Origin of the sequence: Duncaniella muricolitica (assembly GCF_910574735.1) — a bacterium.
In the GTDB taxonomy this organism is placed as follows: domain Bacteria; phylum Bacteroidota; class Bacteroidia; order Bacteroidales; family Muribaculaceae; genus Duncaniella; species Duncaniella muricolitica.
In genome coordinates this window covers 1-14,115 of sequence record NZ_CAJTCF010000040.1, presented here as the reverse complement: position 1 = coordinate 14,115, position 14,115 = coordinate 1, and the positions used below count along the sequence as shown (strand labels likewise).

Annotated in this window: 15 protein-coding genes; all 15 read left to right on the top strand. The window is 42.8% G+C overall.

Annotated elements, in window-relative coordinates; genetic code table 11:
• Nucleotides 1–6: 6 nt before the first annotated feature.
• The gene (locus QGT73_RS09955; protein WP_123615383.1) at nt 7–1,365 is read left to right on the top strand and encodes a hypothetical protein; all 1,359 of its coding nucleotides are present in this window, start codon (nt 7–9) and stop codon (nt 1,363–1,365) included.
• Nucleotides 1,362–2,738 (top strand): dynamin family protein, encoded by a 1,377-nt coding sequence (locus QGT73_RS09950; RefSeq protein ID WP_123615382.1) that lies wholly within the window; start codon nt 1,362–1,364, stop codon nt 2,736–2,738. Before QGT73_RS09955 ends, QGT73_RS09950 begins: the two co-directional genes overlap by 4 nt.
• On the top strand, nt 2,738–4,684 hold the full coding sequence (locus tag QGT73_RS09945) for a dynamin family protein (RefSeq protein WP_124075916.1): 1,947 nt from the start codon (nt 2,738–2,740) through the stop codon (nt 4,682–4,684). Before QGT73_RS09950 ends, QGT73_RS09945 begins: the two co-directional genes overlap by 1 nt.
• Nucleotides 4,681–5,367 (top strand): hypothetical protein, encoded by a 687-nt coding sequence (locus QGT73_RS09940; protein ID WP_123615379.1) that lies wholly within the window; start codon nt 4,681–4,683, stop codon nt 5,365–5,367. The genes QGT73_RS09945 and QGT73_RS09940 overlap by 4 nt, the downstream gene beginning before the upstream one ends.
• A gap of 12 nt (nt 5,368–5,379) precedes the next feature.
• The gene (locus QGT73_RS09935) at nt 5,380–5,703 is read left to right on the top strand and encodes a hypothetical protein (protein WP_124075918.1); all 324 of its coding nucleotides are present in this window, start codon (nt 5,380–5,382) and stop codon (nt 5,701–5,703) included.
• 1 nt (nt 5,704) lies between these two features.
• Complete coding sequence (locus QGT73_RS09930; protein WP_217939026.1) at nt 5,705–6,817, top strand: radical SAM protein; 1,113 nt, start codon at nt 5,705–5,707, stop codon at nt 6,815–6,817.
• A gap of 878 nt (nt 6,818–7,695) precedes the next feature.
• A complete protein-coding gene (locus QGT73_RS09925) occupies nt 7,696–8,661 on the top strand; it encodes a WG repeat-containing protein (RefSeq protein ID WP_217939025.1) in 966 nt (321 codons plus the stop codon).
• 12 nt (nt 8,662–8,673) lie between these two features.
• Nucleotides 8,674–9,312, top strand: coding sequence for a vWA domain-containing protein (locus tag QGT73_RS09920; protein WP_123615376.1), 639 nt, complete (start codon nt 8,674–8,676; stop codon nt 9,310–9,312).
• 116 nt (nt 9,313–9,428) lie between these two features.
• Nucleotides 9,429–9,845 carry an FtsZ/tubulin family protein gene (locus QGT73_RS09915; RefSeq protein WP_123615375.1) on the top strand — a complete coding sequence of 139 codons (417 nt, stop codon included), beginning with the start codon at nt 9,429–9,431 and terminating at the stop codon, nt 9,843–9,845.
• Nucleotides 9,846–9,848: 3 nt separating this feature from the next.
• Nucleotides 9,849–10,202, top strand: coding sequence for a hypothetical protein (locus QGT73_RS09910; protein ID WP_123615374.1), 354 nt, complete (start codon nt 9,849–9,851; stop codon nt 10,200–10,202).
• The gene (locus QGT73_RS09905) at nt 10,196–10,996 is read left to right on the top strand and encodes an SIR2 family NAD-dependent protein deacylase (RefSeq protein ID WP_123615373.1); all 801 of its coding nucleotides are present in this window, start codon (nt 10,196–10,198) and stop codon (nt 10,994–10,996) included. The genes QGT73_RS09910 and QGT73_RS09905 overlap by 7 nt, the downstream gene beginning before the upstream one ends.
• A 49-nt stretch (nt 10,997–11,045) precedes the next feature.
• Nucleotides 11,046–11,546, top strand: coding sequence for a hypothetical protein (locus QGT73_RS09900; RefSeq protein WP_123615372.1), 501 nt, complete (start codon nt 11,046–11,048; stop codon nt 11,544–11,546).
• A complete protein-coding gene (locus QGT73_RS09895; RefSeq protein ID WP_123615371.1) occupies nt 11,530–12,216 on the top strand; it encodes a PP2C family protein-serine/threonine phosphatase in 687 nt (228 codons plus the stop codon). The genes QGT73_RS09900 and QGT73_RS09895 overlap by 17 nt, the downstream gene beginning before the upstream one ends.
• Nucleotides 12,217–12,294: 78 nt before the next feature.
• Nucleotides 12,295–12,654 (top strand): YkvA family protein, encoded by a 360-nt coding sequence (locus QGT73_RS09890; RefSeq protein WP_123615370.1) that lies wholly within the window; start codon nt 12,295–12,297, stop codon nt 12,652–12,654.
• A gap of 175 nt (nt 12,655–12,829) precedes the next feature.
• Complete coding sequence (locus tag QGT73_RS09885; protein ID WP_280122346.1) at nt 12,830–14,038, top strand: HD domain-containing protein; 1,209 nt, start codon at nt 12,830–12,832, stop codon at nt 14,036–14,038.
• The last annotated feature ends 77 nt before the right edge of the window (nt 14,039–14,115 follow it).

Below are 14,115 nucleotides of genomic sequence, written 5' to 3'. Positions count from 1 at the left end.
TGTATTATGGGCGCGATAGTAAGTTTACTCCTCGGAGGTATGATAGGCCGAGTTGCCGGCCCTATTGCTCAGGATTATTTTGAGAATGAGACAAAGATAGGGCGTCGAATAATGTCCCGAAAAGAGGAACGAGATATACGGAAGGAGGAAAGAAATCTTGAGCAAAAACTTAAGATTTCTGAGGCCGAACATCAAAGGCGTATCTCCGAAATGCGCATACAGAATGAGGCCCGCAGAAAAGATGCTGAAAGTCTATATTTCCGGGCATGCACCGATGCAAATATGCGTACATTCTTAAGAGACTGCTGGCCGCTTAGAAATCCTTTTGACTCTCCGTTAGCTATCGAACCAATTTATCAGGAAACTTCTCAGATGTTGGAGGGATGCAAACTGAAGACCATTATTTCCCCGAACAAAATGGAAATAGTGCCTCTTCGTTTCATCTCCGCCTTGAAAGATAACGCTCACCCGGAGGCTGCTTCTATAAATTGTGAGTTGTCCATGTTCTTGGTTAACAACTATTCTTCCAACGGTGAACACGCAGTTGTATCTGAGATAGGAGCATGGCGTGAAGATATTCCAGTCAATGATGCTTCTATAAATTACTTATTTAAAGGCATGAAGGGCCAACCTGTCATGGTGTTTGTCCCCGAATTCCAACACAATGGGAACGTCGTTCGCTTTAAAATCTGGTCCTGGGGATTAGGTGAAAGCCTAACATACCCAGTAGGTTTTGATTTTGGGTGGTTAGATTTAACAGGGTTATATAACCGTCTTTTGGCATCCGAAAATCGCAAATTAGCCAATACGTTAAAAAAGGTTGATCTTCCTCCCAGTAGTGAAGCAATTAAGAAAAATGAAAAAATAATATCATTGTTGTCTGAAAAGTCTGGGAAATTAAGCAACAATGAAAAGGAATACCTCCTTTCAATGCTTGATACTCCATTCGAGATAAACGTTGCCGTCCGAAAACGTTTTACTCAAGTGGTGTCTGAAGTCTTTTCAATTGTGGCGGCGATGTACTCTGATGGCTATCATCTTATGGAATACGGGACAAAGCCTATGCTGCCCACGCTAATTAGTGCCTATCGAGATATTCCGTTTATGCTTCCATATTTAACCTCTTTTTACCAGACGATAACTAATTCTGCATTGTCAAAAGCAATCATAAGCCTAAAGGATGCCCTTGATATAGAATTAACATTGGCCGGTAATCTTAGGCTTGCCTATCCTAATTCAGAAGAATCAAGTGAACTTATTGACCATATTCGTATGCTTAATGGTAATACCGAAGGAGACTTGCATAAGGCTACAATACTTCGTTTAAGAGAGATAAATAACATACAAAAACAACTCAGGCAATGAACGAAAGAGAACTACTCAAACTTCAGAAGCAACTTGCTTTTTATGAGCAGTTGACCGCTCTTCTCAACGGCGTTGTGAAAGAGAAAGGTGAGGACATCCAGAATAACGAACAGTATTGTGATGCTCTTAAGTGGAAGATTACCCGAATGATTGAAGAAGTCTATAAACTAGATATCCTCAATGACGATTTCGACCTTGGATCTTTCGTGGCGCAAAACATCGATGCTACAATTGAACGCATGAAGGTTCAAATGGATAAGCCTTGGTTGAGGGACAAACTCACTCTTGGTCTCATGGGCCATTTTAACTCAGGCAAAACCACTGCTCTAAACCTCATTTTTGATGAAAATTTCGCTACGCGAAATAGAGAGAATACTGCTCTCGCAACATATTTGGTTTACGGTAACAACACCGATAAACTGACTGTGGTTGACAAAGGGGGTAAATCTCAAGTCATCAGTCTCAAGGACGGAGAACTCTTCGACTACGCAAAAGGCATTCGCAACTTCCCGTTTGCTCGCATTTTTGATTATCTTGTAAAAGAGAGTCAAAATAAAGTTCTCTCGAACTTGACGTTCATTGACACTCCGGGTCTTTCTTCAACGAATGAGCACTCTGAGCCTACAATGAAAGCCGTTTCCTCATGTGATGCTATATTTTGGTTTATTAACTTGACAGAATCCGTCACGAAAGAGGATCTGAATTTCATTAAAAAGAATTTAGCTGACAAGCCCATATATGTCGTTCTCTCCTTTGCAGACGATGTAGAATCTCTTGATGGCTCTAAAAAGGTAGTCTGTGATATTTTCCGTAAGGAAAATGTAGATGTCAAAGCCTATTTCCTCTTAGGAAGAGATAAAGAGATGCAAGCCAGCTTCAAAAAGCTGGTTACATCCAAACTCAATGAAGTGATTAAGGAATATGAGGTATATAATCCCTATGCTCATATATATGCCCTTGTACTCAAGTTCGAGGAAGTAGTATTAGGATTCCAGAAAGCGCTCACAGAAGCACACAATGAGTTGGATCACGCAACAGACCAAATTGCCGATACATACAAGAATTCGCAGAATCAATATGGCTCCGCCTGCAATAGCTGTGTCAGCAGGCTAAATAACATGGCAGACACGTTCAACAATCGTTGTAGCGGTGCAACGTTCTGCGGTGGAGCTTCTGGCGCAATGGCAAGCGACTTTAACGGAGTCGTAAGTGCATTGCAAAGGATGGGAGAAGCATACGACAGGATTGACTTTCAGAAACTAGTTGAATATGGTCAGAAAATAGGTCAGATGGGTGAATTACAAAGTAAAATCAACCGTGCTTCTGAAGTACTTGCCGAAATCAAGGAGATAAAATCTATATTTGAGGACTAATGATAGAGAAAGCGAAAATAAGATGCATCGTGGATTCTGCCTTGCTCAAGTTAACTGAGCACGACCGACTCTCCGATGCGGAGAAAACCGATTTTCTCCAGAACTTCGATGAATCCAATTTGAGAATTGGCATCGTAGGAAAGATGAAGGCGGGGAAATCTTCGCTAGTCAACGCCTTCGTCTTTAACGATAATATCCTTCCTTCTGGAAGTGAGCCCATTACTGTTACTCTGACCGAAATCACATATGGGGAAGAGAATGCAGCTGAGGTTGAACTTTTGACAAAGGAAGACATTGACGCACTTAGAGTCTTGGCTTCGCGGGTGGCTTCTGATGAATCTGAAACTCAGTTAATAGAAAGTGCAAAAGGAGTTCTTGAATCTCTTCCCAACAATTACGAGCAGTTGATGACCAAAGGTAAAATAACGGTGCCCATTTCTGAGCTTACCGAATTTGTTTCGACTTCTGGGAAATTAAGTGGCTTGGCAAAATGTGTTAGGATTTCACTCAATGCTGATGCCCTAAAGGGAATCACCATTATTGACACTCCTGGATTCAACGACCCAATATCTTCTCGTGGAGATACAACTAAGAAATGCTTAGCCAATTGCAATGTGCTGATTTTCGTGCATTCGCATAATGGATATGATCAAGTTGATGCCTCTCTACTGAGCAGTCAAATTGAATATGCTGGCATTTCAGAGTTAATCGATGTATACAACAAAGTTGACCTGCTTCATTTACCTCTATCTGAATGGGACGACCAACTGGATTATTTCATCGAAAGAAGAGACGAATATCTAAAAAAGATACCGCAAAACTCTAATGTGGCTACCATAATGTCGAAATCAGCGTCTTTGATGACAAGTTCGCTGATGGCTTTATGTGGCCAAATTCCATCAAAAAATCAATCTCCTTTCTTCAAATCCAATAAATCTAAATTTGAGGAGGAATACGAGGAGTTGACATCCTTAGACGATGGAGAAACAATCGATAAAAAGCTTATAGAGATAAGCAATATCGAAGAGGTCGTCTCGCATATCGATAGAATTTCAAAATCTAGTGCGAGCTACCTAATGGAAGCTCCTCTTATCACATTAAAAGGGAAACTCGAAGCAGTTATACGTACAATTCAAGAAGAAATATCCACGTCGGAAAGCAAGATTAAAACTCTATCAGAAAAGGTCGAATCCGCAGAAAGAGAGAAGGATGCTGTTGCTGCCTTCTTTGACGGTATAAAAGCTAATATCCTGGTAAACAATTTATCTTCGGAATTATCCTCAGAGGTCTCTTCTTCCTTTAGGACTCTTTGCAATACAAGGTCTTCAAAGGCTAAGGACCAGTTTAACGAGTCAAATTATCCCGATCCGTCGTTCTTTTCTTCCGGGGTGACAAAACACAATCTCGGACAATATAATCTGCTCGTTTCGGATTATGAAAATGATATCAGGAATGCATTAGATGCATTAAAAAGCTCCCTTAGGACGAGATCTATCGCCTATGTCAACAAGCTGCGTCTTTCTTTAGTAAGTAGCCATATTACCAAAAGTCAAGGTGACTATTTTGTAAATAGTCTTACTACGACAATGAACTCAACAATTGATGAGTTAAACGTCCTGATAAGTTCTCATTCAATAACAGAACTTCCCGACGGGAATCTCAATCATTGGGCTATCCTAAAGAAAAAATTTGAGGATGATTTCAATGATGAATATATCTCTGAGCTACTTGCTCCTTATCAGGAGAGAGCTAATTCGCTTGGGACTCCTTCTACAATGTTGCCGACTTTATCATCGCTAAGGTCGGAACTTTTAAATGCCTTGTCTGCAACTCCTGCAGAACGCGAGAGAGAGAAAAAGGCAGAAGAAGAGCACCTAACCAATTTGAAGAAAGAGGAAGGCGTATATAAGGCGCTCCTATCTGAAATCAAGAATCTAATGAAATGAACGATATGATCCAGATAATCATAAGCGTCGCTCTGGGTTTTGCCGCTGGATTTGGATTTAAGGAAATTATTTCTAAACCCAAATCGAAAGCGGGTGTTGACTCTCGCAAGTCAGCATCCGCTCATAAGGCGACATTCTCCAAACCGATGATGACAACACCTTCAAGCTCATCTTGTCCACCGAGAGAAAACCTCACTCAAGGTTATAACCTTATGGCTATCGAAAGTTTGTTTAAGCAATTCGAGACCCCCTTGCACGATGCAAATTCGTTTTCAAATCTCCTCAAAAATATTGAATTACGAACATATACAGAAACGCTTCAATATTTCGCAGACAAGGCTGTTGATTCGGCCGCACTCTACAATCTGGTCGAAACCGAATCAAGCAATGATATTGTGTTAACTCCACAACCGACCTCTAAAGAAGTCATACTTCCAGATGGTATGATTGGGCAGCTCCTTTCATCTAGAAAGTTGGATGTTCCAGCAGGCACTTCAAGAGAAGAAAAAATCCAAATCCTGGTTTCCTATTCTGTAACCAAAGGGCTCAAAACTTTTACTGATTCTTTAGGCCGGTCTCTAAGCGCATTTATGGAGCGCTATTCTAAAGGAGAAGATACCGAATCCCTCTATAAGGAAATCATGGGCAATATTCAAGAAACCTTATCATATCTAACTCACTAAATTCCAACGATTATGGAAGAAGAATTTGACGAATGGGACGAATCTGAAGAACCCACATTCGAAGAAAACATAGAGGATGACGACTTCCTATGGAGAGATGCGGATTTTGATGAGCAAGAGACTTGTCAGTCTGTTTCACAGTCTCAATATGAATCTTCTGAATGGACTTCAGAAGAAACGATGGAGAACGAGGCTGAAGAGCTTCATAAACGCGCCGAAGGTATTGAGAGACCGAAATCTGTAAGTCAAATACCATTTGGACATAAATGGTGCCCAACAAGACATGGATGTCAAGGGGCTACAGATTGCGACTATTGTATGGGGAGCGCAAAATAAGATGGATACACCCTCTCGAAAAGAGATTAGTGATCGTTCAATCGGGTTATTGATGACTTATCGTTGTAATCTGGATTGTAAATATTGCTATATTCATACAAAGCGGGAAAAAGATATGACATTAGAGATGGCTCAGTCTATTCTAGAGCCATTTTTATTAGATGCAGGTGGTCTGTTGGATATAAAGTTCATGGGAGGAGAAACACTTCTTGCATCTAATGTCATTATTCCTTTGGTTGAATGGATTCAGAAAAAAGAATGGCAACGACCTTACAGATTTTTTGGGAGTACGAATGGGACACTCCTCACAAAAGAATTGAAGGAATGGTTGTTCGCCCATCGTAAGATACTTACTCTTGGATTGAGCTATGATGGGATCCCCTATGCACAAAAGATTAATAGGACTACAGCTCCAATAGATCTTGATTATTTTGTTAAGACTTGGCCGAATCAGCCAATTCAAATGACTATCAATCAAGAGTCTGTTGGATATATGGCGGAAGGCATTAAATATCTTTTGAAGAAAAAGGCTCTTGTTCATCCAAATGTAGCCTTTGAAGAAGATGAATGGTCGGAGGAAAGTATTTCGCTTTATAAACAGCAGTTACATGAGTTGCTCTCTTTCTATGAATCCAACCCCCATATGCCTCTGATTACCCAATTCCAACATGACCTCAATGAATATGCTGAGAATTTAAAAAATCCGCCAAAGGAAATACAAATTTGTGGAGTTGGGAATGGTTCATTAATTTTTGATACTGATGGGAAGTCATACAACTGCCATATCTTATCGCCTTTGGTTTTAAGCAAGCAAAAATTAGAAATTTTAAACACATGTGTTTTAGAAGGGAATCAAGATATTTTTGAAACGGAATGTTATGGTTGTCCTTATGTTTCATCATGCCCTACTTGTATTGCGTGTAATTATACCTACAGAGGGAACTTGCTTAAAAGAGATCATACTCACTGTGCAATAATGAGGGTGGAAGTAGAAGTATTTTTAAGAAAAGAGATTAAACGATTAAAGGGGACGGAAACTCTATCCTCGGAGGATGCTGCGGAGATTGATTCCATAATGGCTTTAATAGGTTACAATAAATCAAAACGAAAATAATCCTTAGTTATCATGGGCTTATTTGATAAAATAGGAAAGAGCATTATTGGCACTCCGTTATTCTTCCCAATAAATCCTTCAATCTTGATACGACAGAGCTAAATGAGATAACTTACAACATAATACCTGATGAGGAACATTCAGTACACTCAGTTCAGATAAACGGTAACGACCAGCCTATTGAAGCTGACGGGACTAAAATTTCTCTTCCGGGGCTTCAAGAGAGTACCGTAGTAAATGCTGTATTTGTCAGCAATGGCATTACAAGCTCGATTGAAACACTGGAGAGCTATAATGCAATTAAAGTATCAATCAGAACATAGTTTCAGTGATAGGTAGGGCACACAATGGTAAACGTCACATAAAGCGCATGATTTTCTTAAGTGTCCGAAGTTTCGGGCACTCTAATTTTTTATGGGACGTTTACCGCAAAACGTAAATTGGTCGGATTTACGATACAAACGGAGTCCTGATTACGACAATTCATAATCAAGACATAACGCTCAACCATAAAGGAATATACATCCTACACATAGCGAACTGAATATATAAATTCGCAATCTGATTATTAAACCCATATCGCGGATGGGCAGTGACACATTTCATTGCCCATCCGCTAGTTTTGACAAATAGACAACAAAAATGTTTATTGCCGGGATAGAAAGGAAAAGCAGAGCACTCTCTATCTATAAAGATACAAAACCAACGATATCATGTCACAAAAAATAATCACTTTCAAGCAATGGCTTGCAAACCTTTGGCAAGGTGTTTGGCAGGCAATCTGTTGGGTTGGGCGTTGTCTTAACCCTAAGTACAAAACTCCGTTCTGGCGTGTCATATGGGCTGTAATAACTGTGTGCATCGTTGCCTTTACTTGTATGATAGGTTACGCCTTCTATGATGAGGTCATCAGACGTAGCTATAACCGATTATCATGGGAAGAACGCTATGATTCAAACCTCAGTCCCAATTTCAAATACCGTAACAACGGCTACAACGAGGGTAAGTCATATATCTATGACTCCCGAACCAAAGCTAAGATAATCAAAGGCATTGACTGGATTGCTGTGTCTGAAGACGGTGACAGCCTGATTATTGTCGCCAAAGACGGCAAACGCGGATTTGTCAACCGTTATACGGCAGAGACTGTCATTCCCTTCAAGTATGACGCGGCGTGGTCGTTCACGGACGGTGTTGCCGGAGTCTGCGAGGGTGATTCCGTATACTTCATAGATCATTCGGGTAAGCCGATACATAACCGTAAGTTTGCAAGGGAACGCGGATATGACCGCTACGTCTATCATGGAAATTATGCCGCTATTCCGGTGAACGGAAAGTATGGGCTTCTTGACCGAAATGGCAAATGGGCATTCCAACCGGAACATGAAGATATTCATATCGGAGCTAAGAATATGTGGTACGCCATGGATAATGACAACTGGGGTGTCATCGGTACAAACGGACACTTTGTAATCCCTATGGAGTATAAGAATGTATTTATTCATTCCGACAACGGTATCACAGTTGTGAAAGCTGACAACTCTCAGAGCCGACATGATTACGATGGGGCTATCCTTGACGATTTCGTGTTCGATGAAGTGTACCATCTTGCATACTATATCAATGAATTTGACGAAGAGGGAAACCAGAAGAAAGCGGTTGACAATATGATGAGCTATTCGGCCAACAACTACTACGGACTTATTAACCGTGCCGGAATTCCTGTCACTCCACCTCTGTACTCAAGTATAGAATCGGTAGCCCCGGGAGTTTATCAGTGTCAGATCCCTGAAACCGGCGAATGTATCATGGTAAATGCAAAAGGAGAAAAAATAAACGAATAAAAATACAACGTTATGAAACAAAGAGTATTCAATCTGATTATCCTTGATGAGAGTGGCTCAATGAGCAGCATCGAGAAGCAGGCAATCGACGGAGTGAATGAAACCGTTCAGACCATACGTGCTGCCCATAAGAAGCATCCCGAGCAGGAACACCTTGTGTCACTGGTGTCGTTCAACTCGGATGAAGTCAAGACAATCTACGACAAAGTGGAGGCGGAGCGTGTCGAGGAACTGACCGACAAGCAGTATGTTCCCTCATGTTGCACACCTCTCTATGATGCCATGGGGAACGCAATCAACGCCCTCCGCAAGAGTGTGGCCGATGACGACGCGGTCCTCGTCACAATCATCACCGACGGCTACGAAAATGCGTCAACGGAATATAACGGCCCGGCAATCAAGAAACTGGTGGAGACAATGAAATCCAAGGGCTGGATTTTCACCTACATAGGAGCCAATCAGGATGTGGAGGCCGTCGCAGCCACAATATCCATCACGAACACACTCTCATTTTCAGCTGATGCGGTGGGCACTTCAGCCATGTTTGCCCGTGAACATAAGGCAAGGGGGCGCTTGTTTGACCGTCTCGCAAACAACATTGCTCCTTCAATGATGGCTGACGACTACTTCGATGATGGCGATGACAAATGACATTCTCCTCTCTTCGGTGAAAAAGATTGAAACTTAATCTAATGCTCAACCACTATCACTAACTTCGTAGTCTGAACGGCAATTCTGTCGTTCAGACTACTTCCAATCATTTCATTATGGCAACAAATATCATACAACATCACCAACAGTTTGACTTCGCGGCGTTCTTTGAGAATATCAAGTCCCAATATATCGGACTTGACTATAATGACTATCTGAATTTTCTGCACACCGACGGAGAAAAACACTCATTCATAGGGCGCGCCGAATGGAAAGACCGAGTGAAAAATGCTCTCGAAAATGCCATCGCATCCGATGAGGCTGTTGAGATAATCAATCGTGCCACATCTGTCATGATTAACGTAATGCGTTCTTCAGGGGCTGAGCGTCCGCTGACAGTTTATGAGGTGCAATATCTCAACGAATTCATTTCGGGATTTCCTGAGAACTGCGATGTGACATGGGGTCTTTCTGAAGATTCCACTCTTGGGAATGCAGTAAAGGCAATCATACTTGTAAACGTAAAAGATTAGATTATGGGATTCAACATTGAAATCAGAGACAAGAACGACTTGATTGTCGATTGGCCTCGGCTCGACAAGGAAGTCTGTGAACTTTGGTGTATCGAACAGGATGCCGAGCATTGGGCTGTGCCTCCGGGGAAAAGCCGCAGACATAACTGGCATGAGTTCCTGGGGAGAGCGATCATGCTGACGAGGTCTTACAAGGAGACCGGTATATTCCTGCCATCCGACCTTCTGCAAGGTCTTTGCTCTTTCGGCGGTCTGTATCCTTCCTTGGATAGAATTGAATCATACAAGTATGAACTCCAACTTATATTCGACTGGATTCGCAAGGAATACAAAATAATTGTAGAAAACAGATGGTAACGAAAAAGAAGATAGTATTTTTCACAGGAGCCGGAATGAGCCGGGAAAGCGGGTTGCCCACATTTCGAGGCGAAGGAGGTGTGTGGAACAATATTGACTATGAGAAGGTGGCGACTCTCAAATCATGGTATGGGCAGCAACGCAGGGATGTGAAGGAACGGCGTCAAGCAATGCTTGATTTCTTCAATCCGTTGCGCCAGGCCATACTGGAGCATGAGCCAAATAAGGGACACAGAATCATCGCCGCTCTTGAAAATGATTTTGATGTGACAGTCATTACCCAGAACGGTGATGACTATCATACACGTGCCGGCTCGACAAAAGTAATCTATCTTCACGGCGAGGCACTGAAAAATGCGTCTTCTGCCAATCCATCTCTATCTTTCCCCATTGACAGAGACAATCCTGACATTCATATAGGAGACAAAGCACCCGACGGCTCGCAACTGCGGCCATACGTCGTTTACTTTGACGAGGATATAGACAGCGGGCTATGGCGAGAAGCTATAAAAGCTACGAAGGAAGCCGACTGGTTTGTGGTCGTTGGTTCTTCCATACTCGTATATCCTGCGGCTTCATTACTCGCCGCCATACCAGACTCTTGCCACATGGTTGTTATCGACCCGGAGGAAGTCTCGCTGCCGGAAGAATTTAATCATGGCTATACATATATCCCGGAAGGCGCAAGCCAAGGACTATTTTCCTTTATGGAAATGCTTGCTAAATATGAACGGAGCAGAAAGTTTCTTGAAAATTATCTGAGATATGGAAGAACGGAACCAAGTGTTGATTGACCGACCTTTGACAAGGTTTGAGACATTCATTTTCAGGAAGAACCGAGATATGCTGAAACCGGAGCTTGTGCCCGGAAGCAGTCAAGGCACCATGCTTGAAAATGACCCGGATGTGGAGATTGTAAAACGAAATCCCACAAAACTAAACTGGTACCTCTTCCTTACCAAGAAAGGTTTTCGTGATGACGGCTACAGGCTCATCAATATTGATAATAATGATTGGCCGATAAGATATGCTCTCGCAAGAACCTTCTCAGGCAAGAATGTCGCTTATGACCTTAAAGTGACTGCCGGCATGTTCAGTCAAGAAAGCTTTCTGTGTTTCCTGGAGGCGATGAATCATATCATCAAAAATGGCACACTTGACAGCACAATCAGCTGGAGTCAGACCGACTATCTTGATATTCGGGCCACTCTCGACTATCGGGAACACTATCCCGACCGTAATGCGGACGGCATGAGTGTTTTCTACTGGTATGGTCAACTTGATCGTAACGGCATATTGAGAGGCAAACCTCAACTAAGAAAAGACGATGAAGAAACTTATTGAGATGAAAATATATCACGGATTATTTAGTGAATGTGGTCCACGTAGTATGAACGAGGATTATATAGCAGTAAGAGAGATGCCGGAGCAAGAACGGTCGGTATTCGTACTTTGCGACGGCATGGGTGGACACCATTTGGGAGAAGTCGCCAGTAAGCTCGTAGCAGAGCATATCTGTGACTACTGGACAAAAAATCCCAAGCGCAAGGACAGCGAGAAGAAAATCATTGATGCCTGCAACGAGACAATGATTGCCTATAACAACAAATCCCGAGTTGAGATGGGTACGACTATGGCAATGGCAGCTATTGAGGGTAACAAAGCGTTGCTGGCTCATTGTGGAGACAGCAGAATCTATGTTGTACGTAATCATGAAATCATTTATCAGTCAACTGACCATGTAGCATTGACTCCCGAGGGATGGCCAATAATCACACGAGCCTTCTTCACTGGTCGCAACAGCTATATCCCGGACATTAAAGGAATTGAGGTGAAGATCGGCGATATGATATTCATCTGTTCAGACGGTGTTTATGGCTGTGGGAGATGGAATGACGTTAAAGATGCCCTCATTGATGGAGACACCCTTGATTCCTTGGATCAAATAAAAGAGATTACAAGAAAGAATGCCAATGACAATTATTCGGCAATTCTCATCCATTTGCAATTTTAGAAAAAAGCACAGACCATTGATATATTTAACCTATCCATGTATCTCTATATATGTAAGAACAATTAACATATAATCATCATGGCAATATTCAATCTTGACTACAACGCTCTCTGGGAGAGCATCTGCAACTGGAGCCGCAAGGCAGGTCGCGCCGCAACCCGTCCCGTTCTTCTAATGTGGTATGTGATGCGGAGCAAAGACACTCCGCGAAAAGACAAGTGGGCAATCTTTGGTTCATTGGCTTACCTCATTCTCCCGATCGACATTCTCGATTCCAAACGTATACCGATTATCGGCTGGCTTGACGAAGTTGCCTCTCTCACCGTCCTCGTTCAGAAGATGTCGAAATATATCACTCCTGAAATGGAGGCCAAAGCCGATGACCAACTCGACAAATGGTTCCCTGAATATGTGGAGTTTGAAATGATTGAGGGATAACAGGGATGGGACTATTATGGACGGCTATCATCGCATACATCCTCTTTCGTAACCGAGAGAAGATAATTGACTTTTTCCGGAATATCTTTCGGAAGTAAACTGAAAGATTATATGGGATTTTTCCTATACATCAGTATAATTTAGTAACTTTGATAACTTAAAGACAACCATTATCATGCAGAACGAATACAACCGAATCATTCAGGAGCGAGCCGACCGCGTTTTCGAGGTCATGGCAAAGCGTGTATCGTCTGAGGATATGCTCCGAATCCGTGCCGCATTTGAACTGGCACGGGAGGCACACGCTCCCCAGAAGCGTAAAACCGGTGAACCGTATATATTACATCCCATAGCGGTGGCGAATATCGCGGCGGAGGAGCTCATGCTCGGTGCGAATCCGGTCATAGCCTGTTTTCTGCATGATGTGGTAGAGGATACCGACTACACCATCGACTACATCCGCAATCGCTTCGGCGACGACGTAGCGTTCCTGGTCCGCGTGGTGACCAAGAAGCCCACACATGACTATGAGCTGTCTAAGCAACTCGACAACTACCGCCAGTTGCTCAACTCCATGCAGTATGACATCCGTGCCATACTCGTAAAGCTCGCTGACCGCCTGCACAATATGCGCACTCTCGCATCAATGAAGCCTGATAAGCAGATGAAAATAGCCGGTGAGACCGACTATTTCTATGCTCCACTTGCCAACCGCCTCGGACTATACAACATCAAGACCGAGTTGGAAAATCTCTCGTTCCGGTTCCGCTGCCCTGATGAATATGAGGAAATTTCAACGCTCATCGCCCGTCATGTGGAGGCGAACAAGGAGAATCTTGAAACTTTCCGCAGTCAGATTGAAGAGACACTCTCAGCTGCTGGGATTAAAGCCCGTGTCTATGTCGATTACCGCCGTCCGTTCAGTCTGTGGCGCAAGATGAAGAAATATGGCGATGATTTCAACCATCTGAAATACCGTCACTTTGTAGAAGTGGTATTTGATGAGACACAGACCGCACTCAGCGAGAAGGAGATGGCGATGAAAATTTACTGCATCCTAACCGACCGATTCAAGGAGAAGCATTGCAGTATGAGCAACTATATCGACGCACCCAAAGAGAACGGCTATCAGAGCATCCATGTCAAACTACTCCCTGACTTCGGCCGCTGGCAGGAGGTGCATATCAGTAGCGAAGCTATGATTCGTCAGTCACAGTTAGGATGTGTCGCAGAACGCAACGAGAGCAACATCCAGATGTGGATTGAGAAGTTCCGTAAGGTACTGCATGACACTATCAGCGGAGCGATGCGTGATGACCGCTACATGGAGGATATTATCACCGCTTTTTATAACGACAATAGTTCGTTAAAAAATTATTCATAGGCTAAGCGGCATCTACCGCCAAGCCAAGGAGTTCTTTGACAAGTTTAGCATTTAAAGTCTTGTTCGGGTCAATTCCG